We start from the raw sequence: 24360 nt of genomic DNA, 5'->3' as shown, positions 1-24360 counted from the left end.
AGGAGCCCGCCCCTCACGGTGAGGGCCCCTCGACCACAGGAGCCCGCCCCGACTCGTCGGACCTAGGCGACGCCGTCCCGGCGTTGCCTCTGCAGCCTGGCCACGCACCAGGCCGCCGCACTACCCCGACGCAGGTGCTGGAGCACCGTCATCGGGCCGAGGCGACGACCGAGGTCGGCGGGCGTGAGCCCGGCCGCCCGGTAGTCCAGAGCGCGCTGGTCCAGCGGGCTGATGCCCGCGTCCCACCACTGCTCCGCCTCGGACAGGTCGCCCACCAGCTGCCAGTAGCTGGCGGCGGCCGCGAGCAGAGCCTCGGGCACCTCGGGCGCCCGCTTCCGCATCGCCGTCACGTACGCCGGATCCGCGGACTCGACCTTCACCAGGCCGCGGGGACCGCCATTCGCCCGCTGCACGGGGATCCCCGGCGCGGACGGCGGGGCTTCCGCGAGCCACGCGTCCTTGATCCGGTTCACCTCCTGCAGCTCGGCGTCGTCCGAGCGCTCAGCCGCCCACTGCCGCAGCAGCTCGTCGACTCCGGAGTCCTCGACCATTCTGCCTCCTCGTCGGTCGAAGATCAGCCAATGCGACGCACCGTATTAGCGGGTACCGACAACCGCTAGACCCTGGATTGTCCAAAACCCTGTTACCAGGGCGTTATAGCCCTCATTCCACCCGTACGGTGCAACGTTCGAGGCGTGCGGTCACCGATCGTGACCGCATTGTGCGGAGTTCGACGAGGTCGGGCGGGCGTCTCAGGCGAAGAGGCTGCGGACGAAGGTGATGATGGACTCCGCGCCCGACTGGAGCCACCCGAGCGCGGTCCGCACCGCCTCGGCGGACTCGTTCGGCTGGGTGATCAGGAGGAACAGCACCAGCGCGACCGCCGCCAGCGTCACCACCTTCTTGACGTTCACTGATCGGTCTCCGTCCGTATCACAGGGCAGGGCGGCCGGGCGCCGCTCCGGGCGTGTCAACCGCCATGGTCCCCCATTCACCCGGATGATGACGATCGAACCCGCCGTCGTCGCCCGACCGGTCGCCCGATCGACCACGCAACCACGCCTGAGCAGGCCCTGGTGTCACCCGATCGGACGATCAAGGGGACCCATGGCCCCGCCGATCACCAAGGTACGGGCACTCGCCCACCCCCCTGGCACGAACACCGAGGTGCAGCGACACCGTCATACCTCCGCAGCCCATCACACGAATGCGCCGGCGTACGCACTGTGCGTGACAATGGCCGATGGCGGCTGCCACACATTTCCGGTCCCCCTTCAGGTGATTTCCCGCGCCCTTTTTCCGCCCGATCCGACGCGCCGGAAGCGGGTGGGGTTCAGCCGATCACCCCGGACCGCCGCAGCCCGGCGATCTCGTCCTCGCCCAACCCCAGCTCGCCCAGCACCTCGACGGTGTGCTCGCCCGCGGCGGGCGGCGGGCTCGGCGTCGCGGCGGGCGTCCGCTCGAACCGCGGCGCCGGCGCGGGCTGGGCCACCCCGCCGACCTCGACGAACGTCCCCCGACGCGCGTTGTGCGCGTACCCCGGCGCCTCGCCGGGGGCCAGCACCGGCGCCAGGCACGCGTCCGTGCCCTCCGCCAGCGCCGCCCACTCGTCCCGGGTGCGGGTGGCCACCGCCGCCGCGATGCGGGCCCGCAGCTCCGGCCAGTTCGCCGGGTCGTGCCGGGACGGCAGTCGTGCGTCGGCCAGCCCGAGCACGACCAGCAGCTCGGCGTAGAACTTCTCCTCCAACGCCCCGATGCCGACGAACCTGCCGTCGGCCGCCTCGTAGACGTCGTAGAACGGCGCCCCGCCGTCGAGCAGGTTCGTCCCGCGCCCGCCGGGCCACGCCCCGACCGACGACATCCCGTGCAGGAACGTCGTCAGCAGCGCGGCGCCGTCGACCATCGCCGCGTCCACCACCTGCCCGCGCCCGGACCGCTCCCGCTCGTACAGCGCCGCCAGCACGCCGATCGCCAGCAGCAGCCCGCCGCCGCCGAAGTCGCCGACGATGTTGAGCGGCACGGTCGGCGGCGCGCCGGCCCGGCCGATCGGCTCCAGCGCGCCCGCCACCGCGATGTAGGTGATGTCGTGCCCGGCGCGGTCGGCCAGCGGCCCGTCCTGGCCCCACCCGGTCATCCGCCCGTAGATCAGCCGCCGGTTGCGGGCCAGGCACTGCGCCGGGCCGATGCCCAGCCGTTCGGTCACGCCCGGCCGGAAGCCCTCGACCAGCACGTCGGACTCGCCGACCAGCTGGAGCACCAGCTCGGCGCCCTCGGGGCGGCGGATGTCCACGCCGATCGACCGCCGCCCGCGTCCCAGCACGGGCACCCCCGGGTCGCCCGCGCCGCCGACCCGGTCGACCCGCACCACCGACGCGCCGAGGTCGGCCAGCACCATGCAGCCGAACGGGCCGGGCGCGAGGCCGGCCAGCTCGACCACCTTCAGCCCCTCCAGCGGCCCCGGCACTAGAGCGACCTCGCGATGATTTCCTTCATGATCTCGTTCGTCCCGCCGTAGATCTTCTGCACGCGCGCGTCCGCCCACGCGCGCGCGATCGGGTACTCGGTCATGTAGCCGTAGCCCCCGAACAGCTGCACGCACTCGTCCACGACCTGGCACAGCCGCTCGGTGGCCCACCACTTGGCCATGGCCGCGGTGGGCACGTCGAGGCGGCCCGCCAGGTGGTCCTGCACGCACTCGTCCACGAAAGCCCTGGTCACCCGGGCCTCGGTGGCGCACTCGGCGAGCTTGAACCGGGTGTTCTGGAACTTGATCAGCTCCCGGCCGAACGCGGTGCGGTCCTTGACGTAGGCCAGGGTGAGCTCCACCGCCGCCTCGATGCCCGCCACCGACGCCACCGCGATGATCAGCCGTTCCTGCGGCAGCTGCTGCATCAGCTGGATGAACCCCTGGCCCTCGCTCGTGCCGAGCAGGTTCGCCGCGGGCACGCGGACGTCGTCGAGGAACAGCTCCGCGGTGTCCTGGCCCTTCATCCCGATCTTGTCCAGCACCCGGCCGCGGCGGAACCCCGCGGCCTGCGCGGTCTCGACGACCAGCAGCGAGATGCCCGTCGCGCCCTCGCCGGGGTCGGTCTTGGCGACCACGACCACCAGGTCGGCCTGCGCGCCGTTGGTGATGAACGTCTTCGAGCCCGACAGCAGGTACTCGTCGCCGCGCCGCAGCGCCCTGGTCTTGATGTTCTGCAGGTCCGAGCCGCCGCCGGGCTCGGACATGGCGATCGCGCCGACGTACTCGCCCGACGCCAGCTTCGGCAGCCAGCGCAGCTTCTGCTCCTCGGTGCCGTAGGCGTTGATGTAGTGGGCGACGATCCCGCTGTGCACGCTGTTGCCCCACGCGCTGTCCCCGCACCGCGCCTGTTCCTCCAGCAGCACGGCCTCGTGCGCGAACGTGCCGCCGCCACCGCCGTACTCCTCGGGGATGGACAGGCAGAGCAGGCCGAGCTCGCCGGCCTTGGTCCAGAAGTCCCGGTCCACCTGCTTCTGCGCGGCCCACCGCTCCTGGTGGGGGACCACCTCCCTCTCGAAGAACGTCCGGGCCAGCTTGCGCAGCTGGTCCAGGTCCTCGGTCATCCATGCGGAACGGCGAGTAGGCATACCCCGACGTTCCCACCGGTCGGGCCGCACCGCCATGACCGCAGCGCGTCAGGGTGAGGGTTGATGTTGAGCGGATCGGTCAGTGTCTGAAGGCCGCTGCTCCGCAGACGGCGGCTCGGTCGCCTGGAAGTCGCGACCTCGCGGGGCGGGGTGGGCCAGACTTGGGCCATGCGACTTCGGCGGCTGGGGCCCGAGGACTGGGCGACCTGGCGTGACATCCGGCTCACGGCGTTGAGCAGCGATCCCGAGGCGTTCGGCTCCACGTTGGCGTTGGAGCGGGAGTACGACGAGGCGCGGTGGCGGGACCTGTTGTCGCCGCGGCACGGGGTGAAGGTGGTGGCGGAGGACCCGGAGCCCATCGGGCTGGTGGCCGGTGTGCCGCACGAGGTTCACCCCGACGTGTTGTACCTGTACTCCATGTGGGTCATGCCGGAGTTCCGCCGGCGGGGCGTCGGCGAGGCGCTGGTCGGCGACGTGCTGGCGTGGGCCCGGGAGCACGGGTGGGCGCGGGTGCAGTTGCGAGTGTTCCGGGACAACCGGACGGCCCGGCGGCTGTACGCGCGGCTCGGTTTCGCGGGCGACGGCGAGATCATGGACCACCTCCTCACGCCGGTGAGCTAATAAGTCACCTCGCGCGGTCATGGGCAGGTCCGGGCGCGGTGCCTACCGTGGGGTACATGAGCGAAGCCTTGATCTTCGACGCGGTGCGCACACCGCGTGGCAGGGGGAAGCGCGGTTCGCTGCACAGCGTGAAGCCGATCACCCTGGCATCCGGGGTGCTCGCGGCGCTGGCGCGGCGCAACGACCTGGACACCTCCGCGGTGGACGACGTGGTGTTCGGCGTCGTGTCACCGGTCGGCGAGCAGGGCGCGGACATCGCCCGCACGGCGGTGCTGGCGGCCGGGTGGGACCTGCGGCCCGCGGGCGTGCAGCTCAACCGGTTCTGCGCGTCGGGCCTGGAGTCGGTGAACCTGGCCGCGGCCAAGGTCGCGTCCGGGTTCGAGGACCTGGTGGTGGCGGGCGGCGTCGAGTCGATGTCGCGGGTGCCGATGGGCTCGGACGGCGGCGCGTGGATGGCCGACCCGGAGACCAACATGGCGGTCAACTTCGTGCCGCAGGGCGTGAGCGCGGACCTCATCGCCACGCTGGAGGGCTTCAGCCGCGAGGACGTGGACGCGTTCGCGTTGCGCTCGCAGCAGCGGGCCACGTTGGCGCGGGACAAGGGCTACTTCGACCGCTCGCTGGTGGCCGTGGTCGACCAGAACGGCTCGGTCGTGCTCGACCACGACGAGGCGATCCGCCCGGAGACCACGTTGGAGGGCCTGGGCAAGCTCAAGCCGAGCTTCGGGTTCCACGGCGACCTGGGCTTCGACGCGGTGGCCATCGACCGCTACCCCACCGTCGAGCGCATCGACCACGTCCACACACCGGGCAACTCGTCGCAGATCGTGGACGGCGCGGCGGCGATGCTGATCGGCAACGCCCGCATCGGCCGGGAACTGGGCCTCACGCCCCGCGCGCGGATCATCGCGACCGCGATCATCGGCTCCGAGCCCACGATCATGCTGACCGGTCCCGCGCCGGCCGCGCGCAAGGCGTTGGACAAGGCCAGGCTGACCGTCGAGGACATCGACCTGTTCGAGATCAACGAGGCGTTCTCGTCGGTGGTGCTGAAGTTCCAGCGGGAGCTCGACCTGCCCGACGACAAGGTCAACGTCAACGGCGGCGCGATCGCGCTGGGCCACCCGCTCGGCGCGACCGGCTGCATGATCCTCGGCACGCTGCTCGACGAGCTGGAGCGCCGGGACCTGCGGCGGGGCCTGGCCACGCTGTGCGTGGGCGGCGGCATGGGCATCGCGACGATCATCGAGAGGGTCTGATGGCTATCCACTTCGAGCGGGACGACGAGGGGATCGTCACCCTCACGATGGACATGTCCGGCTCGGCGAACGTGATGAACGCCGAGTACCACCAGGATATGGGCGACGCGGTCGCGCGGCTGGAGGCGGAGCGCGACGACATCACCGGTGTGGTGCTGACGTCGGCCAAGAAGACGTTCTTCGCCGGCGGCGACCTGAACCTGCTGATCACGATCACGCCGGAGAACGCGGCCGAGGCGCTCGGGTTCCTGGAGGAGGTCAAGGGCCAGCTGCGGCGGTTGGAGCTGCTGGGCAAGCCGGTGGTCGCGGCGATCAACGGCAGCGCGCTGGGCGGTGGCCTGGAGATCGCGCTGGCGTGCCACCACCGGGTGGCGCTGGACGACGACCGGATCAAGCTCGGGCTGCCCGAGGCGACGCTCGGCCTGCTGCCCGGCGGTGGCGGCGTGACCCGGATGGTGCGGCTGCTGGGCGTGCAGCCCGCGTTGCCGCTGCTGATGGAGGGCAAGCAGCTGCGGCCGGCCCGGGCGTTGCAGGCCGGGATCGTGCACGAGCTGGCGTCGTCGCGCGACGAGCTGATCGCCAAGGCGAGGGCGTGGATCAAGGAGAACCCGGCGCCGCAGCAGCCCTGGGACAAGCCGGGGTACGCGGTGCCGGACGTGCGGCCGGGTGATCCGAACCTGTACGGGCTGCTGGCCGCCGCGCCCGCCGTGCTGCGGAAGAAGACGCACGGCGTGTACCCGGCGCCGGAGAAGGTCCTGGCCGCCGCGGTCGAGGGCGCGTTGGTGGACTTCGACACCGCGTTGCGGATCGAGGCGCGGTACTTCGTGGAGCTGGCGTCGGGCCAGGTCGCCAAGAACATGATCAACACCTTCTGGTTCCAGCTCAACGAGATCAACGCCGGTGGGTCGCGGCCGTCCGGGGTCGAGCGGTCGAAGGTGACCAAGGTGGGCGTGCTCGGCGCGGGCATGATGGGCGCGGGCATCGCCGAGGTCAGCGCGAAGGCCGGGATCGAGGTCGTGCTGAAGGACGTCACGCTGGAGGCCGCGCGACGTGGCGCCGGTGACGCGCCCGGCATCACGCCGACCGACTCCTACACCGACCTGGCGGGCTGCGACCTGGTCATCGAGGCGGTGTTCGAGAACCGGGAGCTGAAGAACGAGGTGCTGCCGGCGGCGGAGGCGGCCGTGCTGCCGGACGCGGTGATCGCGTCCAACACGTCCACGTTGCCGATCACCGGGTTGGCGTCGGCGGTGGGTGATCCCTCGCGGTTCATCGGGCTGCACTTCTTCTCGCCGGTGCCGAAGATGCGGCTGGTGGAGATCATCCGCGGTGAGAAGACGTCGGACGAGACGTTGGCGCGGGCGTTCGACTACGTGCTGCGGATCGGGAAGACGCCGATCGTGGTCAACGACAGCCGCGGGTTCTACACCTCGCGGACGTTCGGCACGTACGTGACCGAGGCCGTGTCGATGGTGGCGGAGGGCGTGTCACCCGCGTTGATCGAGAACGTGGCTCGGCGGGCGGGCATGGCGGTGGGGCCGTTGGCGGTGTCCGACGAGGTCACGCTCACGCTCCAGCTGAAGATCCGCGACCAGGCGTTGGCCGACGACCCCGCCGCGGCGGGCGCGTTGGGCGACCACCCGGCGTTCCGCGTCCTGGAGGAGCTGGTCGCCGAGGGGCGTACCGGCAAGTCCGGCGGTGCCGGGTTCTACGAGTACCCGGAGGGCGGCCGGAAGTTCCTGTGGCCGGGGCTGGCGCGGTACGCGCGGGCCGACGCGGGCGTGACCGAGCAGGACGTCGAGGACCGGTTGCTGTTCATCCAGTCGTTGGAGACGGTGCGGTGCCTGGACGAGGGCGTGCTGACGTCGGTCGGTGACGCGAACGTGGGCAGCGTGTTCGGCTTCGGGTTCGCGCCGTGGAGCGGCGGCACGGTCCAGTTCGTCAACTCCTACGGCTTGACGGAGTTCGTGGAGCGCGCCGACTACCTGGCCGACACCTACGGCGAGCGCTTCCGCCCTCCCGCCTCCCTCCGCGACCGCGCCACCCACAACACCCCCTTCTAGCCCGAGAGTCCAACGTTCAGACGTCGAGAGTCCTACGTTCAGGACCCCCGAGTTCAACGCTCAGCACAGGTGCTCCCTGTCCTGAGTGTTGAATTCAGGTGCTCCGAACGTAGGACTCTCGCGACGTGAAGGTAGGACTCTCGCGGGGTGAGCGTAGGACTCTCGCGGGGTGAAGGTAGGACTCTCGCGGGGGTTAGGCGGGGGTGCGGGTGCGGTGGGGGAAGGCGGTGGTGGTGTCGGTGCGTTGGGTCACGCCGTTGACGGTCACGGCGATGGTCACGCGGCCCGGGCGCAGGGCCGTGAGGGTGTCGGTGGTGGGGTCGAGCCACGCGACGTGCCACGGGCGCAGGCCGGATGCCGGACCCACGTGCAGGTTCAGCGAACCGGACCAGTCCGCGGTCACCGGGTAGGCGACCGGGACCTGGCGCGCGCCCTGGGTGATCGACGCGGTCACCCTGGTCGGGCTGCCGATGCGGGTGGTGGGCTCGGCGGTCAGGGTCAGGCCGTCCACGTGGGGGCGGATCTCGGCGGCCAGCCAGGAGTCCCCGAGGCGCGGGTCGACGCCGAGCATCGTCCAGCCGGTGAAGCCGCCCCGACCGGCCTCCCCCGCGGGCGCCTTGCCCGAGTTGCCGTTGACCAGGTACGGCACGCCGTCCACCCGCGAGGCGTGGAACAGGCCCACGTGCGCACCGATGAACGCCGCGCCCTTGCCGGTCGTGCGCCGGAACTCCGCCAACCAGTCCTCGACCACGTCGGCCTCCATCCGGTCGGTCAACTGGCTGCCCCTGGTCGGCGTCGGGTCGCGCGGCGGGTGGTGCTCCACCACCACGACCGAGTGCACGGAAGCGTGGTCCCGCAACGCGTCACGCAGCATCACGGCCTGGTCGAACCCGCCGCCGCGCACCGTGCCGGTGGACGAGTCCAGCAGCACGAACCGGGTGCCCTTGTGGTCGAAGACCCGGTTGGTGGCGCCGAACTCGCGCCGGAAGTTCTCGATCGTGCCCGGTCCCATGATCTCGTGGTTGCCCGGCACGTAGTACCAGGGCAGCTCGTCGCCCAGCTCCTCGGTCAGCACCCGACGCGCCAGCGCCAGGTCCGCGGGCGACGCCTCGTCCACGAAATCGCCGTTCACCACCACGAAGTCCGGCCGCTGCGCCTTGATCTCGCGCAACGTCCGCCGCGCCGCGCGCACCAGCCCGCTGTCCGGGTCGCGCGCCACGAACTGCGCGTCGGACATCACCGCGAACCGCCACGGCCGGTCGGCCACCGTGCCGTCCCGCACCACGAACCGGTCCTCGGGCTCCTCCACCACCGGCAGCTCCACCGCGGGCGGCACCTTGGCCACGATGTCGTCCACGATCACCTCACCGGTGTACTGCCGGTCCGCCTTGGTCTCGATCGTGTAGAACCTGTTCACCCGCAAGGGGAACGCGAGTCCGGCCGGTACCGGCACCTCCAGGTAACGCCACCCCGTCCAGGTGATGTACGGCCCGTAGAGCGAACGGCTGAGCCCCGACGAGTCGGTGACGGTGAACGCGGTCCACTCACCACGCCCGTGCCCGTACACCCACGCGCCCAGCGCCAACGGCTGCCCCGGCACCTCGATCGGCCGGGGCGGGATCGCGTACGCCGTCCGCGTGCCGGTCGACCGCGAGAAGTCGTACGACATCCGCAGGCCCGCGCCGGTGTGCCCCTCGGACACCGGCGCCACCGAGCCGGAACCGCGCGCCGAGCCGAACGTCCACGCCGCGCCGTCGTCGAACCCGGCGAGCAGCCGCTCCTCCAGCCCCACGGTCACCGGCACCCGCACCACGTGCGCCCCGACCCGCGCCTCGACCGTCGTCGCACCCGGCCGCAGGGCCGTGACCAGCAGCGAGCCGTCGGCCCCCGGCACGACGTCGATCACCGAGCGGTCGTAGTGCAGCACCACGTCCGCGGGCTCGACCGGCGCGGTGAACCCCTCGGCATCCCGCCCGACCACGCCGAGCGCGCTCGTGCCGCCCACCTCGGGCAGGCTCAACCTGCTCGTGGTCGCCGACAGCCCGGCCAACGCGCCCAGCACGGTCAGCTCGACCTCGCCGGTCACGCCGCCGCGGTGCGCCACGGCCTTCGTGGTACCGGGCCGGTGGGCGTGGAACACACCGTCGGGATCGACCCGCCCCACGTCGGCACGGGCCGTCCGCCACCGGTGCGCGTCGTCCCGCGCCGGGCCGTACGTCTCGTCGTGCCCGTCGGCCACCAACCGCCGGGTCAGGCCGGGGAACACGCGTTCCGGGTGACCGCCGGGCACGGTGTCCGACCCCGGCGCGGCACGCGGGTCGATCGCCGTCCGCACCCAGAAGCCGGTGAGCGAGCCGCTGCCGGCGGGCGCGTACAGCGCCAACCCGTTGGGCACGGGCCGCTCGCCGCCGTCGGACGGCGTGTTCTCCACGACCACCGACTCCGCGCCGGGCGTGCGGGCCACCAGGGTGGACGACCCGCCGCCGTCGAGGTTGAGGGCGTTGTGCGCCCCCATCTCCAGCAGGATCGCGGCCACGTCCTTGAGGTTCAGCCCGAGCAGGTACGCACCCTGCCTGCCGTCCACGGTGAGCAGGAACATCTTCTTGCCGTCGGCCGAGAACCCGACCGCCGTGCGGGGGTGCAGCGGGTCGGCGGGCGCGACGACCTCGCCGTCCTGGATCAGCAGCTGGTTCCCGCCGATCGCGGCACGAAGGGCGCTGCCGTCGTCGGCCTTGGTGGTGTGCTCCACGGCGACCCGCTGCCCCACCGCCAACGTGTCCAGCGCGTCGGCGCCCGCCTCCCGGCCCACGAGCACCTGGCCGTCCGCGGGCACCGGGTCGTCACCCGCCCGGTCACGCCGCTCGGTGACCACGCCCGCCCGCAGCACGACCTCGGTCACGCGGGAGGCGCCCGACACCGCCCGCGCCCGGCTGTAGGAGCCCCAGATCGGGTCGAACAGACCGATGCCGCCCGACTCGACGGCGGCGCTGTTGAGCTGGTCCAACCGGATCGAGGTGCCGTCCTCGCGGGTGATCCGCCCGTCGAAGAACACCTCCATCACCCGGCCGACGCCCGCCGCGTCGAGGCCGACCGCGCGTCGGTGCCCGGCGACCGGCGACTTGACCGTGCGGCCGTCCTGCACGCCGACGCCGCGCGGCGCGTTGGAGTTGTTGATGTCGAAGAAGTCGCCGTTGACGGCGGCCACCGCGCGGGTCCGGTCCGCCTGCGCGGACAGCGGTTCGGCGGCGGCGACCCGGCCGGGGTGCAGGTAGTCGACCCTCGTGCCGGCGGTGAGGTCGACGGTGAGCGCGTCGCCGCGGATCCACCCGCCCGCGCCGCCCGGCTCGTACCAGTCGAACGAGCTCAGCGACACGCCCGGCGCGACCGGGCGGGTGGTGCGGGCGGTCTCGATGCGGCGGGCGGGGTCGACGGCGGGCGCGACCGCGACGCCCGGCAGGTCGACCAAGGACGGTGGTGGCTCGGCATGTGCCGGCGTGGCCACCGACAGGGCGAAGACCAGTGCCGAGGCCAGGGCGGCGAAGCGAGGGCGTGGGAACACGGGCACTCCCGCAGGGTGGGTGAGGAACTTACGCGATGTAAGTCCACCGTGTTGACGATTCGCCGGACACGCCCGTTCGGCCGCAGTTGTCGACCCGATCGGCCGTCCGGCGGGATCAGCCAACAGCCCCGCCCCGGTAGGTGCCAGGGCTGGCGCCCGTCCATCGCTTGAACGCCCGGTGAAATGCGCTCGCCTCGGAGAAACCCAGCCGCAGCGCCAACTCCTCCACCGACTCGCCACCGCGCACCAGGCTCGCCACCGCCTGGTCGCGCAGCAACTGCTCGCGCACCTCGCGGAACGACGTGCCCTCGGCCGCCAGCTTCCGCCGCAGCGTCGGCGCGCTCATCCCCAGGCGCGCGGCCACGTTCTCCAGACCCACCACCCCGCCGCCGAGCATCCGCCGCACCTGGCTGGACGCGTCCGCGCCGTAATCGCGCCGGGACAGCAATTCGGCGGGGGAATTGCGCAGAAACCGCCTTAATGCGGATTCGTCCTGGACCACCGGCATCCGCAGGAACCGCGCGTCGAAAGTCAACGTCGTGGCGGGTGCGGAGAACCGCAGCGGCGCGCCGAAGATCAGGTGGTATTCCGCGCCGTGCGGCGGTTCGGGATAGGACAGGTCGACCCCGCGCAACGGGATCCGCCGCCCGATCAGCCACGACGAGAACCGGTGCCACAGCACCAGCAACGACTCGACCAGGAACCGGTCCGGGTCGTCCACCCCCTCCGTGGACAGGGTGAACACGGCGGCGCCGTGCTGCTCCCCCAAGGTCATCGCGGGCCGCACGTCGAACAGCCCGTAGAACGCGAGGCCGCGCCGGAGGGCGTCCTCCAGCGACGCGCAGTGCACCGCGAGCAGGCACATCGTCGGGAACGTGCCGCGCTTGCTCGGCCGCGGCCCCAGGCCCATGAACTCGTCGTCCAGCACGTCCCACAGCGTCTGGACCAGCTTGGTGTACTGGGCGGGCGTGACCCGGGCGCGCTCGTCGGCCAGCAGGGCCTCGCCGATGCCCGCGGCCGCCAGGAGCCCGGTCACGTCGACGCCACGGCGCACCGCGCCACGCAGCGCGGCGTTCACGTAGTGGATGGCGATGGTCCTGGTGAGCATCACTCACAGTGTGCATCACCGTCACAGCGGGCCGTGAGCGGCGGCGCGGAACGGGGAGAGAAAGCGCCGCGCCGCCGCCACGGTGGCCCACCCCAGTGAGCCGGCTCCTCGTCGATGGGGCATCCGCCCGCCCACCAACGAGGGACGTTGTGGTGCTCTCTACTCTAGGTGGTCTAGACCAGATACGTCAATACGTCGAAAAGGCTATATATGGCACAGACCATTCCACATTTGTTTCACCTATGTGTCAGCCCTGTTCCAGGGGTGCTACCCCGAAACCCTCGGAAAACCTCTCACACCAGATCACGACGCTGCGAACGGCCGTGAGGTCGACGCCGGCGGGCACGTCGTAGACCTGGTTGCCCCGATTGGCCTTGAGCTTGCCCAACTTCGTGAAACCGGAGCCGAAGGCCTCCTCGGGCGAGTCCGCGGGCTTGTCCGAGAGGTACACGTAGAGGTCCGGGCCGTCGCTGGTGTCCAGCGCCTCGAACTGCACCGCCCGCTTGCCGTCGACCAGTTGGACCAGGGTGGCGCTGCCCGTGGTGGTGTAGTCGAGGGAGCGGAACGGTCCCGCGGCCAACGCGACCGGACCGGCGGGCGGTGCCGGCGTCGTCGTGGTTGCCGAGGCCGTCACGAGGGCGCTCGTCATCGTGGCCGAGGTCGTCGGCGGCGGCACGAGCAGCGCCTCGTCGGCGGTCCGGTCGGTGACCAGCCGCCACGGCTGGAACAGGTACAACCCCACCGCCAGGGCGACCACCAGCACGCCGGCCACCCCGATCACCACTACCCGCTTGGACATCGCACGCCTTCCGGAGTCGTCTCGTTCACCGACAACTCTGGCGAACCGGGCGGCGGGACGCGGCCGAAATCGGCTTACGAAGTTCTGACGCCTCGCAGGCCCGCGTTGTTAGGGTCGCCGGGTGGGTGAACGGGCCGGGTTGGCGATCGTGTGCGCGCTGATGGTGGGCTGCGCCGCGTTCGGCCCGTTCCCGCACCCCGTGCCGCTGCTGTTCACGATCGCCGCGGTCGGTGCGGCCAACGCCGCGTTCCCGCTGATGCGCACGTTCGGATCGGCCCTGCTCGGCGGGGTCGCGGCGGCCAGCATCGGCCTGGCCTCCGTGCCGTTCGTGACCTGCTCCTCGGCCAAGTTCACGGAAGTGTTCACCTGTACGGGTGACGCACCCACCTGGCACATGACCGGCGCGGTGCTGGTGGCCGGCCTGTCCGGCGCCGGGCTGGTGCTGGCCCGGGTGCTGGGCACGGCGGTGTTGGAACGCAGGCCCACGGCCACGCAGACGCGGGGCGAGCGCCGGTGACCGTGACCTGGCGGCAGGTGGCGGCCTGGCGCACCCGCAGGCACGGCCTGGACGTCCGGCGACCGGCCGCCGACGCGCTGGACGTCGTCTCGCGGCTCTGCGGGCTGCACGCGCAGGTGATGTCGTCCGCCGAGGCCACGTTGCGCGCACGCGTGGACGACCTCGACGACGACGCCGTGGCACGGGCGTTGTGGGTCGACCGCACGCTGGTCAAGACCTGGTCGATGCGCGGGACGCTGCACCTGCTGCCGGTCGCCGAGTACCCCCTGTGGCAGGCCGGGTTCGCCACCTACCGGCACTACCTCAAGCCCGTGTGGCTGCGGAACTTCCACATCACCGCCGAGGAGCTGACCACGCTGGTCGACGCGGTCGGCGACGTCCTGGCGGACCGCGTGCTCACCCGCGCCGAACTGGCCGACGAGGTCGCCGCGCGCACGTCGGCGCACATCGGCGGGAAGCTGCGCGAGAGCTGGGGCGCCTACCTCAAGCCCGCGTCGTTCCGGGGCAGGCTCGTCTTCGGGCCCGGCGAGGGGCAGCTGGTCCGGTTCACCGAACCGCGGACGTGGCTGGGGGTCGACCTGGCGGACCGCGACGGCGCGGTCGAGTGGGTGGCGCTGCGGTTCCTGGCCCAGCAGGGGCCCGCGACCAGGGAGGACTTCGCGCGCTGGTGGGGCGTGCAGCCCGCGGAGGGCGGTCGGGTGCTCAAGGCGCTCGGCGACCGGGTCGAGCCGCTGGACGTCGAGGGCACCGCCTGCTGGGCGCGGACCGAGGACGTCGAGGGCCTGCGCGCGGCGGAGCCGGTCGAGACGGTCCGGCTGCTGCCCGCGTTCGACCAGTACGTCGTCGCGGCGACACGGCAAGCCACGCACTTTCTCGATGGAGGGACGCCTGAACAGGTGTACCGACCGCAGGGATGGCTGTCCCCGGTACTCCTGGTGAACGGGATGATGGCCGGCGTCTGGTCTCAGGAGCGCCGGGGTCGACGGACGGCCGTCACCGTGCGACCGTTCCGCTCGTTGTCCGCTGCGGCGCGGAAAGCCGTGCTCGACGAAGTGGACCGCCTGGCCGCCCGGGCCGAGGTGCACCGGACCGAGGTGCACTGGGCCGAGTAGGACTGGTCCGACGGGCGGTACTGTTCAGCCGCTCACCGTTGCGCCACAAGCGCGTTCTGTCAGGAGGCTTGCTGTGCGGGTGCTGTGGGCCACGTGCGGGTTGGCCGTGGCGGCGTCGGCGCTGACGGGTGTTCTCCTCGGGGTGTACCTCGACGGGGTGAACGACGACCAGCAGGCCGACACCCCGGCCTCGACGTGGATCACCGGTCGGCCGGCTACCGGCGGCAGCAGCTCCACCACGCCGCCGAGCGCCGTCACCACGGACGCCATCTCGTCGCCGCCGAGCTCGACCACCGCGGTCCGGACCACGACGACGACGCCACCACCGGCCGCGCCGCCGCCACCACCGGAGACCCCGCCGCAGACGTCGCCTCCGACGACCACGACGACGACCGTGCGCAACACCGAGTGGCCGTGCAGCCCGCTCAACCCGCTGCCGCCACCGCACTGCCGGGACTGACCCGCGCGGCAAGGCTCAACGTCGCCGAAACGCCCACGTCCCCGCCCGGCAACGTCGGTCGAGCAGCCTGGGTCCATGGACACCACACCGAAGACCTGGCGACTGCGCGTCGAGCTGGACGACAGTCCCGGCGCCCTGGCTCGGGTGACCATCCGGCTCGCGGACCAGGACTGCAACGTGCTGGCGCTGTCCGTGCTGCCGGTACCCGGCGGCGTCATCGACGAGCTCGTGGTCCAGGCGGGGCCCGGCCTGCTGCCCGCGGACCTGGTGGACGCGGTGCGCGCCGAGGGCGGCCGCTGCGTCGGCATCACCGCCGCCGACCTGCACGACCTGGTGGACGCGCCGACGGCGGCCTTGCGCGTGGCCGGGCACGCGCTGCGCGACCCCGACGCCGTGTGCGACGCGCTGCGCACCGTGCTGGCGGCCGACTCGGTGGTGGCCGTGCCCGAGGAGGGCGCCACGCCGGAGGCGGCGCAGGCCAACACCGCTCGACTGGTGACCCGTGACGGGGCGGTGTTCCTGGCGCGACGCGGCTGGGCCCCCTTCACGCAGGTGGAGCTGACCCGCGGGCAGGTGTTGATCGACCTGCTCGCCGCCCGCGGCGCGGCGGCGGCGCGGCCCACCGCGCTGCTGACCGAGGACGGCATGGCGCTGGTGCTGCGGCCCGGCCGCGCGGGTGACGAGGACGCGGTCGCCGACCTGCACTCCCGGTGCTCGATGGGCACCCTGTTCCACCGCTACCACGCCGGTATGCGCACGGTGCCCAGGCGTTGGCTGCACCGGCTGCTCAGCCCGCCGCGCGGCAGCACGGTGGTGGCCCAGTGCGCGGACCGGGTGGTCGCGATGGGGCAGCTCATCCCGATGTCCACTCCGGACAGCGCCGAGGTGTCGTTGCTGGTGGAGGCCGGTTGGCAGGGTCGTGGTGTGGGCACCGCGCTGCTCCGCTCGCTGGCCGGCGCGGCACGGGCGGACGGCCGGCGCGAGCTGGTCGGCTGGTGCCTGCCCGCCGAGACGGGACTGGTCCGCACCGCGGCCCGCGCCGGGCTGCCGACGGCGGTGCGCCGGGAGGACGGTCTGCTGCGGGTGTCGATCGCCACCGAGCCCCCCCGGATCACCGTTCCGGGTCGTCTTGAGAGCGCTTCCCGGCAGGTCGCCTCCGGCTAAGCTGGATTCGTAGGCGATCGTCGAGGAGTGGTGCTCGTGTCGGTTCAATCGCACTCAGGCGCGCGGCCCACGCTGGAAGACGTGGCGGCGAAGGCGGGCGTCTCCCGTGCGACGGCGTCGCGGGTGCTCAACGCGTCGCCCAGGGTGAGCCCGGAGGCGCACGAGGCGGTCACGGCGGCGGTGATGGAGTTGGGCTACCAACCGAACCAGGCCGCGCGGGCGCTCGTGACCAGGCGTTCCGGCGCGGTGGCCGTGGTGTTCTCCGAGCCCGAGCCGAAGATCTTCGACGACCCGCACTTCGCCTGGCTGATCCGGTCCGCGGCCCGGTCGCTGGCCGACGCGGACGTGCAGATGGTGCTGATGCTGGTGCACTCGACGCAGGACCAGGCGCGGGCCGAGCGGTTCCTCGCCGGCGGGCACGTGGACGGCGCGCTGCTGTTCGCACCGCACAAGGGCGACCAGTTGCCGACGGTGGCCCGCAAGCTGCCGCTGCCGGTGGTGTACGCGGGTCGGCCGTGGGGCTCGTTGCGCGGCCTGCACACCGTCGACCACGACAACGAGGGCGGCGGCCTGCTGGCCACCGAGCACCTGATCTCGTTGGGGCGCAAGAAGGTCGTGTCGGTGACCGGGCCGCTGGACGAGCACTCCGCGATGGACCGGCTGGCCGGGTGGCGCACGGCGGTCGGCGCCGACGACGAGACCACCGCGTTGATGACGGCCGACGGCGGCTTCTCCCGCGAGGGCGGCAGGAAGGCGATGGAGGCGTTGCTGGCCCGGGTGCCCGACCTGGACGCGGCGTTCGTGGCCTCCGACCACATGGCGGCCGGCGTGCTGGACGCGTTGCGCGAGGCGGGCAAGCGGGTGCCGCAGGACGTGGCCATCGTGGGGTTCGACGACCACCCGATGATCGCGCCGCACACCACCCCGTCGTTGACCAGCGTGCGGCAGGACACCAGCGCCCAGGTCCGCCACATGGTGACCCACCTGCTGCGGCTGCTGCGCGGCGAGTCCATCCGGGCCCGGCGCGAGGTGCTGCCCACGGTGCTGGTCCGGCGCGAGTCCGCGTAGTCGCCGCCGTGCGCGCACCCGGTCGGTCGGGGGCCGCACCGGCGAGCGGCCCCCGACCGAAGGGTCACCGCAGGTCGTAGCCGGTGGCCGGGACGGCGTTGGCGCCGATCACCCGGGCCAGCGTCCGACCGCTCCGCTTCACCGTGCGCACCTGCGTGTCGTAGTCGACGTGCACGATGCCGAACCGCTGGCTGTAGCCGGCCGCCCACTCGAAGTTGTCCAGCAGCGACCACGCGAAGTACCCGCGCACGTCGACACCGGCGCCGATGGCCTCGTGCACCGCGCGCAGGTGGTCGACCAGGTACCGGGTGCGCGCCTCGTCCACCACCTGGCCGTCCTCGACCACGTCCGGGAACGCCGAGCCGTTCTCGGTGATCACCAGCGGCAGGCCGACGTCGCGCTGGAGGCGTTCCAGCAGCTCGGTGAGCCCGCGGGCGTCGACCTCCCAGCCGAACCCGGTCACCTCGCCGCGCGGCGGCAGGAACTCCACGCCCCGCAGGCCGGGGTACGGCCCGCCGCTCACCACCAGCGGGTCGGCCGCGGCGGCGACGCGGGTCGGGCTGTAGTAGTTCACGCCCATCCAGTCGATCGGCGTGGCGATCACGTCCAGGTCGTCGTCGCGCACCACGGCCGTCCAGTCGCCCAGCCACGCCGTGTCCTCGACCACGTCCGCCGGGTAGCCGCGGCCGCCCAGCGGGTCGAGGAACAGGCGGTTCTGCAGGCCGTCGACCTTGCGGGCGGCGTCGAGCGAGGCGTCGTCGTCCACCCACACCGAGCAGAAGTTCAGCACGATGGAGAACCGGTGGTCGGCTGGCGCCTGCGCGCGCATCGCCCGCACCGCCAGGCCGTGGCCGAGCATGAGGTGGTGCGCGGCCTCCAGCGACGCCTTCGGGTCCACCACGCCGGGCGCGTGGACGCCGGCGGCGTACCCGAGGAACGCCGAGCACCACGGCTCGTTCAGCGTGGTCCACAGCCGCACCCGGTCGGCCAGGTGCTCGTGCGCCACGGCGGCGTACTCGGCGAACCGGTACGCGGTGTCGCGGTCGCGCCACCCGCCGCGGTCCTCCAGCGCCTGCGGCAGGTCCCAGTGGTACAGCGTGGCGACCGGCTGGATGCCCCGGCCGAGCAGCTCGTCCACTAGCCGGTCGTAGAACGCGAGCCCCCTCGGCTCCACCCGACCCGAGCCGAGCGGCTGGATGCGCGGCCACGCCAGGGAGAACCGGTACGCGCCGAGCCCCAGCTCCGACATCAGCTCGACGTCGGCCGGGTAGCGGTGGTAGTGGTCGCACGCCGGGTCGCCGGTGTCACCGCCGAGCACCGCACCCGGCCTCGCCGCGAACGTGTCCCAAATGGACGGACCACGACCGTCCACTGTGGTCGCACCCTCGATCTGGAAGGACGCCGTCGCCGCTCCCCACAGGAAATCCGGTGGGAAGCGCAGCAGGCCCCGCCCGACCTCGGTGTCCGGGTCGGTTGTCGTCATCTACGAGTTCACCCCTTCACAGCGCCCTGCATGATCCCGCCGACGATCTGCCGCGCCAGCAGGAGGAAGATCCCCACCACCGGCAGCACCGCGAGCGACGCGCCGGACAGCATGAGCGAGTAGTCCGTGTAGTAACCGCTCGCCAAGGTCGACAATGCCACCTGCACCGTGGGGCTGTCATTGGGGTCGAGCACGATCAGCGGCCAGAAGAAGTCGTTCCACGCGGTCATGAACGTGAACATGCCCATCACCGCGGCCTGCGGGCGCACCGCCGGGAACGCCACGTGCCAGAACGTGCGCAGCACCGAGCACCCGTCCACCCGGGCCGCCTCGACCAGCTCGAAGGGCACGGACTCCTCGCACGCCTGCCGCATCCAGAACACCGAGAACGCGCCGATCAGCGCGGGCACGATCACCGCCTGGAGCGTGCCGTACCAGTCCAGGTCCGACATCAGCATGTACAGCGGGATGACGCCCAGCTGGGTGGGCACCATCGACGTGCCGACCACGACCAGGAACAGCGAGTTGCCGCCCCGGAACCGCAACCGCGCGAACGCGAACCCGGCCAGGGTGCCGAGCACGACGTTGCTGATCGCCACCGTGCCCGCCACGACCAGCGAGTTCTGCATCGCGAGCCAGAAGTCGACGGTGTCGAACACCCTGGTCAGGTTGGCCACCAGGTTCCCGCCGGGCACCAGCGACGGCACCGCGTCGCCGAGCGCGGAGTTGTCCTTGCCGGCGATCAGGAACGAGTAGTAGAGCGGGAAGACCGACGCGAGCAGCACGACCACCAGCAGCGCGTAGGTGAACGGCCCGGCCTTGACCGACAGCTTGGAGGACCTCGTCGCGGGCACCGGCCTCACCCCTTCGACGCGATGCGTCGCGCCAGCGTGAAGTTCACCATCGCCACCACCAGGATCACCAGGAACAGCACCCAGGCGATGGCCGACGAGTAGCCCGCGTCGAACAACCGGAAGCCCTTCTCGTACAGGTACATCACCAGGGTCTGGAACTGCCGGTCGTCACCGCCGGTGCCGGTGGCCGTGCCGCCCGGGTCGAACAGCTGCGGCTCCACGAACAGCTGCATGCCGCCGATCGTGGAGACGATGACGGTGAACAGGATCGTCGGCCGGATGCTCGGCACGGTGATCGACCAGAACACCCGCCACCGCGACGCGCCGTCGAGCATCGCCGACTCGTGCACGTCCCGCGGCACCGACTGCATCGCGGCCAAGTAGATCAGCGCGTTGTAGCCGATCCAGCGCCACACCACCATCGAGCTGATCGCCAGGTGCGAGGCCCACGTCCGCGCCCGCCAGTCGACCGGGTCGATCCCGACGAAGCCGAGCAGCGCGTTGACGATGCCGAAGTCGCGGCCGAACAGCTGCGCGAACACCAGCGCCACCGCGGCCACCGAGATCACGTTGGGCAGCAGCACGCCCGCCCGCCAGAACGCCCGGCCGCGCAGGCCGCGGTCGAGCAGGGCGGCCAGGCCCAGCGCGGCGAACAGCTGCGGCACGGTGGAGAGCAGGAACAGGCTGACCGTGTTGCCCAGCGCGTTCCAGAAGTTCTCGTCCGACAGGAGTTCGGCGTAGTTGGCCAGGCCGGTGAAGCCCTGGTCGCCGTCGATGAGCTGCCAGTCGTGCAGGGAGACCCACGCGGTGTACAGCAGCGGGTAGAGGCCGAAGACCGCGAACACCACGAAGAACGGCGCGATGATCACGTACGGCGTGTACCTCGTGTCGAGCCGGCCGAGCCGGTCCCGCCACGACAGGCGCCGCGCCGGCGGCGGGACGGCAGCCGTGCCCCGTCCCGCCGCCCGTTCCGGTGCGACCGTCACTTGGCGGCGTCCCGCGCTTCCCCGACGGCCTGGGCGAAAGCGTCCGAAGTGGACTGCTTGCCGGTCTCCACGCGCGAGAGGGCGTTGTTGAAGACCGGGGTGACCTTGGCGTCCTTGGTGCCGCGGTAGGTGGGCTTCAGGCTCTCCGCGGAGGCGCCGAAGATCCGGCCGACCGGTGCGGAGTTGAAGTACTCGTTGACCGTGGCCGTGACCTCCGGGTCCTGGTACGCGGCGGGCTCGCTGGGCAGGTTGCCGGTCTCGGTGAAGATCCGCTTCTGCTGCTCGGGCGCGGTCAGCCACTTGGCCAGCTCGTACGCCTCCCTGGGGTGCTTGCCCTGCTTGGGCACGGCGAGGAACGAGCCGCCCCAGTTGCCACCGCCACCGGGCGCGGCGGCCACGTCCCACTTGCCGGCCGCGGCGTCGCCGGCGCCCGCCTTGATCAGCGCGAGCGCCCACGCCGGGCAGGTGGTGGTGGCGAAGGACGCCTGCTTGAGCGCGACGTTCCAGTCCTGGCTGAACGGCGCCAGCGCACCGGTCTGCTTCTTCTCGCCCAGGCTCGCGGCCAGTGTGAAGGCCCGCTCCACCTGGTCGTTCCGGTCGCCGATGAACGAGTCGTCGGCCTTGGCGAAGTAGCCCTCCTCGGTCTGGTCGAGGATCGCCTTGTAGACGTTCTGGGCGGTGTCGACGAACTTCACGTCCGGCGTCTTGCGGGTGAAGGTGTCCGCCACCTCCAGGTACTTCTCCCAGGTCGGCCACAGCTCGCCGACCTCCTCGCGGTCGGTCGGCAGGCCGGCGGCCTCGAACAGGTCGCGGCGGTAGCACAGCGCGAGGCTGCCCATGTCGGTGCCGAGGCCGAGCACGAAGTTCCCGCCGTCGGTGGTGCCCTGGTTCCACTTCCAGGCGGCCCACCGGCTCGCGAGTTCCTTGGCGCCGTAGTCCGCGAGGTTGACGAACTTGTCCTTGGACTGGCGGAACTGCGTGATGTTGCCTTCTTCGATCGCCACGATGTCGGCGGCGCCCCGACCGCCCGCGAGCTGCGTGGCGAGCTGGGTGTGGTGCTGTTCCATCTTGACCGTGCGCTGCTCGATCTCGACGTCCGGGTGCGACGCCTGGTACTCCTTGATCAGGTTGGTGTAGCCGAAGTCGGAGAAGATCCCGATCGACAGCTTGACCTTGCCGTCACCCGCGTCACCTCCCCCGCCACCGCACGCGGCCACCAGGGCGGCGGTCAACGCCACCGCCGTGATCGACGTGGTCCGGCCGACCGGAGTCCTGCTCATCCGTCCTCCTCGACGCACTCGCCGGGCTCGGGCCCGACACCGTGAGAGCGCTCTCATGAGAGCGCTCTCACACTGGTGAGTCGCGATTCGCGGTGTCAACCCGGGAAGAACCGGTCGACACCGTTCCGCAACAATCTGAAGCGCTCTCGTGCACGGACCGCAATGGTCGAGCACGTTCCGTGAGCCCGGCGGCGGGAGGTGTGCGAAGCCGGGTGGCCCGGCCCTCGCCCGAGCCACCCCGCACCCTGTTAGAGGCGTTCCAGCCCTGGATGTGACGCGTGCTCGCCGAAAATCTTGTAACCCACGTCACACGGCGCGCGGGCGACTAGCCGCGGCACCACCGGTGCCGTTCGCAGAGCTGGGACACGAAACCCCGGACGGCCTCGGCCGTGGGCTCGCCCGGAGCGCGCGGATCCCGGATCGGGGTGTCCTTCTCCCCGACCATGTGCGCGACCAGGGCGTTGTCCACGCGTGCCACCACGTGGGCGGTGTACTCGGACGCCCGGTCGCCGGGTTCCCCGGCCGGGTAGTAGAAGGCCTTGGCGAAGGCCTCGTCGGCACCCAGGTCGTCCCGGGGGTGGCGGGCGGTCTGCACCCCGGTCTGGCAGCGGTCGATGGCCGCGTGCAGCTCGGTGAAAGCGCGGTGGGCGGCGTCCGGGTCGGCGTACACGCCCAGTTGCCAGGCCTGCTTGCGGTCCGCGACCTTCGTCGCGCTGAGGAATCCCGTGCGGAGCAGGTCGGACTCCATGGTCGTGCGCGGCGTTCCGTCCGCCTCCCGCGGGCACGCCGTCGCCGGGATCCACTCGGTGTAGAAGCCGCGGTCGACGGTGACGCCCTCTCCTGCGAGCGGCAGGGCGAGGTCCGCCGGCAAGTCCTTCGGCGGGCCCGGCGCGACGGAACTCACGGCCGGCGCGCCGGGTGTGCCGCCACCTCCCGGTGGGTCCGGCGAGTCGTCGACACCGCAGGCGGCCAGGCAGAGGCAGGCGGTCACGACGGCGAGCACCGCGGCCCTCATCCTTCCCGCACCCACGTCCCGCTCCTCCGGTCGAGTCGGTATCGCGCCAAGGCGTCGCCGACGATGAAGCGGAACCCCTCGCCTTCGTCGGTCACCCGACTGGTGCCACGTTGCCCGCGCACGACCCAGTCCATCTCCACCACGAACCGGCAGTCGCACGGTTGTGCCCGCACCACGTGCAGGTCGAAGACCTCGGGTTCGTCCGCCGAGATCCGGAACGGGAACGGCACGGCCGGGTAGTACGCCCCGTCGGTGTCGCTGATGATCGGGACGGGCTTGGCGACCGGGTCCGGGTGGTCGAGGTCGACCTGGAAGTTGCGCGGGGTGACCCGGCTGCCGCCGCAGACCGGGACCAGCATGACGCCGGTGGTCGGCGGCGGCGGGACCGCGACCTCGACCAAGCGCATCCCCGTCAGCAGGATGTCCTCAGCACCCTTGGCCTGGGCCGTGATCCTGATGGGAGTCAATTCGCGCCCCTCGGCCACGCGGTTCAGCTCGTGCGAGTCCGTGATGGCCAGCGCCTGTTCGACTTTCGGTGGTGAGTGGTAGGACGTCCCGCACCAGTCGGGCCATCCCTGGAACGCCACCACCGACTCCGGTGGCGGCTGCGAGGTCGTGGGGATCACGACGGTGTTGTTGTTGGTCACCGTGACGTCACCGTCGTTCAACACCACCGCGACGATGACCGCCGCGACCAGCAGGACCGCCACACCGGCGGCGACCAGGACCTGCCCACGGCCGAACGCCGGGGACTGGCTCGTCACCTGACCGATCGTCCCCGCCTGGATGACGGTCCCCGCGACGTTGCCCGCGCGGTTGTCCGCGGCGCGGCTCGCGGCGGCGCCCGGGGCGCGGACGTCGTCCGGCGAGGCAACCCACGCGGTGTCCTGCACTCCCCCGACCTCGACCGGCACCGGGCGGAACGTCGAGGGAGCGAGCACCGCGGAGTGGCGGACGACCTCGTCGAAAACCTGCGCGGACACGATCAGCGCGATGTGGCCGGGGGAATCGGCGAGCGCCTGCCGCACCGGTGGCGCGTCGAGGAGTCGGAACGCGGCGGCGAGCGAGGTGGAGGTGACGCCGGGGCCGTCGGAACCAGCCTCGCCGGCGTGCACGGCCACGCGTAATCGGGACCGCTGCCCGATCCGGCCGGCGCCGTCGTGCGCCCGCAGCGCCCGCACCAGCGCGTCCGGCAGCGCCTCGACCAGCGGAGCCCGGTCGAACTCCGGCGGCACCAGGACGAACAGGCCGCTGCCGCGGTCCTCGCGACGGCAGGCGTCCCAAGGCACACCGGCGGTTCGGAGCGCGTCGGCGACCACCTGCCGCACGTCACCGGGGCCCTCCACCTCGACCACGACGATCGTGGGCCGGGCGGTCCCCGCCGGGTTCACCGTCGTCCT

General features: G+C 72.0%; 21 protein-coding genes. 8 read left to right on the top strand and 13 right to left on the bottom strand.

The features are described 5' to 3' along the window. Window positions 1-62: 62 nt before the first annotated feature. The 4 genes from ACYVLT_RS22075 to ACYVLT_RS22060 all read right to left on the bottom strand — a co-directional run bounded on the left by ACYVLT_RS22075 (window position 63) and on the right by ACYVLT_RS22060 (window position 3588). The gene (locus ACYVLT_RS22075) at window positions 63-551 is read right to left on the bottom strand and encodes a helix-turn-helix transcriptional regulator (RefSeq protein WP_360464986.1); all 489 of its coding nucleotides are present in this window, start codon (window positions 549-551) and stop codon (window positions 63-65) included. Window positions 552-752: 201 nt separating this feature from the next. Beyond that, a complete protein-coding gene (locus ACYVLT_RS22070; protein ID WP_181319924.1) occupies window positions 753-914 on the bottom strand; it encodes a hypothetical protein in 162 nt (53 codons plus the stop codon). A 419-nt stretch (window positions 915-1333) separates the two neighbouring features. After that, on the bottom strand, window positions 1334-2464 hold the full coding sequence (locus ACYVLT_RS22065) for a CaiB/BaiF CoA transferase family protein (protein ID WP_461122060.1): 1131 nt from the start codon (window positions 2462-2464) through the stop codon (window positions 1334-1336). Next, complete coding sequence (locus ACYVLT_RS22060) at window positions 2464-3588, bottom strand: acyl-CoA dehydrogenase family protein (RefSeq protein ID WP_461122059.1); 1125 nt, start codon at window positions 3586-3588, stop codon at window positions 2464-2466. The genes ACYVLT_RS22065 and ACYVLT_RS22060 overlap by 1 nt, the downstream gene beginning before the upstream one ends. Window positions 3589-3780: 192 nt before the next feature. On the opposite strand from ACYVLT_RS22060, the gene ACYVLT_RS22055 reads away from it, so the two are divergent. Genes ACYVLT_RS22055 through ACYVLT_RS22045 form a run of 3 tightly spaced genes read left to right on the top strand, consistent with a single transcriptional unit; the run spans window position 3781 to window position 7555 of the window. Next, complete coding sequence (locus ACYVLT_RS22055) at window positions 3781-4233, top strand: GNAT family N-acetyltransferase (protein ID WP_461122058.1); 453 nt, start codon at window positions 3781-3783, stop codon at window positions 4231-4233. A gap of 56 nt (window positions 4234-4289) precedes the next feature. Next, window positions 4290-5492, top strand: coding sequence for an acetyl-CoA C-acetyltransferase (locus ACYVLT_RS22050; RefSeq protein ID WP_461122057.1), 1203 nt, complete (start codon window positions 4290-4292; stop codon window positions 5490-5492). Continuing rightward, window positions 5492-7555, top strand: a complete 2064-nt coding sequence (locus ACYVLT_RS22045; protein WP_461122056.1) for a 3-hydroxyacyl-CoA dehydrogenase NAD-binding domain-containing protein — start codon at window positions 5492-5494, stop codon at window positions 7553-7555. Before ACYVLT_RS22050 ends, ACYVLT_RS22045 begins: the two co-directional genes overlap by 1 nt. A gap of 193 nt (window positions 7556-7748) precedes the next feature. Here the strand turns inward: ACYVLT_RS22045 and ACYVLT_RS22040 are convergent, their stop codons facing one another. From ACYVLT_RS22040 to ACYVLT_RS22030, 3 genes are all read right to left on the bottom strand, one after another. Continuing rightward, entirely contained in the window at window positions 7749-11114 is a 3366-nt protein-coding gene (locus ACYVLT_RS22040) for a phosphodiester glycosidase family protein (RefSeq protein ID WP_461122055.1), read from the bottom strand. A 115-nt stretch (window positions 11115-11229) separates the two neighbouring features. Further along, window positions 11230-12222, bottom strand: coding sequence for an AraC family transcriptional regulator (locus ACYVLT_RS22035; protein ID WP_461122054.1), 993 nt, complete (start codon window positions 12220-12222; stop codon window positions 11230-11232). Window positions 12223-12469: 247 nt separating this feature from the next. Further along, window positions 12470-13021, bottom strand: coding sequence for a DM13 domain-containing protein (locus ACYVLT_RS22030; protein ID WP_461122053.1), 552 nt, complete (start codon window positions 13019-13021; stop codon window positions 12470-12472). A gap of 121 nt (window positions 13022-13142) precedes the next feature. Between ACYVLT_RS22030 and ACYVLT_RS22025 the strand changes: the two genes are divergently transcribed. From ACYVLT_RS22025 to ACYVLT_RS22005, 5 genes are all read left to right on the top strand, one after another. After that, the gene (locus tag ACYVLT_RS22025) at window positions 13143-13538 is read left to right on the top strand and encodes a hypothetical protein (protein WP_461122052.1); all 396 of its coding nucleotides are present in this window, start codon (window positions 13143-13145) and stop codon (window positions 13536-13538) included. Next, window positions 13535-14650, top strand: a complete 1116-nt coding sequence (locus tag ACYVLT_RS22020) for a winged helix DNA-binding domain-containing protein (protein WP_461122051.1) — start codon at window positions 13535-13537, stop codon at window positions 14648-14650. The genes ACYVLT_RS22025 and ACYVLT_RS22020 overlap by 4 nt, the downstream gene beginning before the upstream one ends. Before the next feature lie 73 nt (window positions 14651-14723). After that, window positions 14724-15110 (top strand): hypothetical protein, encoded by a 387-nt coding sequence (locus tag ACYVLT_RS22015; RefSeq protein WP_461122050.1) that lies wholly within the window; start codon window positions 14724-14726, stop codon window positions 15108-15110. Between the two features lie 75 nt (window positions 15111-15185). Then, complete coding sequence (locus ACYVLT_RS22010) at window positions 15186-16274, top strand: GNAT family N-acetyltransferase (RefSeq protein ID WP_461122049.1); 1089 nt, start codon at window positions 15186-15188, stop codon at window positions 16272-16274. Window positions 16275-16355: 81 nt separating this feature from the next. Next, window positions 16356-17342, top strand: a complete 987-nt coding sequence (locus tag ACYVLT_RS22005) for a LacI family DNA-binding transcriptional regulator (RefSeq protein ID WP_461122048.1) — start codon at window positions 16356-16358, stop codon at window positions 17340-17342. Window positions 17343-17406: 64 nt separating this feature from the next. Here the strand turns inward: ACYVLT_RS22005 and ACYVLT_RS22000 are convergent, their stop codons facing one another. From ACYVLT_RS22000 to ACYVLT_RS21975, 6 genes are all read right to left on the bottom strand, one after another. Continuing rightward, complete coding sequence (locus ACYVLT_RS22000) at window positions 17407-18825, bottom strand: GH1 family beta-glucosidase (protein ID WP_461122047.1); 1419 nt, start codon at window positions 18823-18825, stop codon at window positions 17407-17409. A gap of 8 nt (window positions 18826-18833) precedes the next feature. Further along, window positions 18834-19679, bottom strand: a complete 846-nt coding sequence (locus ACYVLT_RS21995; protein WP_461122046.1) for a carbohydrate ABC transporter permease — start codon at window positions 19677-19679, stop codon at window positions 18834-18836. A 5-nt stretch (window positions 19680-19684) separates the two neighbouring features. Beyond that, window positions 19685-20599, bottom strand: coding sequence for a carbohydrate ABC transporter permease (locus ACYVLT_RS21990; protein ID WP_461122267.1), 915 nt, complete (start codon window positions 20597-20599; stop codon window positions 19685-19687). Window positions 20600-20661: 62 nt separating this feature from the next. Further along, window positions 20662-21945 (bottom strand): ABC transporter substrate-binding protein, encoded by a 1284-nt coding sequence (locus ACYVLT_RS21985; RefSeq protein WP_461122045.1) that lies wholly within the window; start codon window positions 21943-21945, stop codon window positions 20662-20664. A 325-nt stretch (window positions 21946-22270) separates the two neighbouring features. Then, a complete protein-coding gene (locus ACYVLT_RS21980; RefSeq protein WP_461122044.1) occupies window positions 22271-22975 on the bottom strand; it encodes a hypothetical protein in 705 nt (234 codons plus the stop codon). Continuing rightward, entirely contained in the window at window positions 22957-24351 is a 1395-nt protein-coding gene (locus ACYVLT_RS21975; RefSeq protein WP_461122043.1) for a hypothetical protein, read from the bottom strand. Before ACYVLT_RS21975 ends, ACYVLT_RS21980 begins: the two co-directional genes overlap by 19 nt. Window positions 24352-24360 lie beyond the last annotated feature (9 nt).

Source organism: Saccharothrix stipae (genome assembly GCF_054781895.1).
Note: the sequence above shows the minus strand (reverse complement) of the source record. Positions and strands in the feature narration are given on the sequence as shown.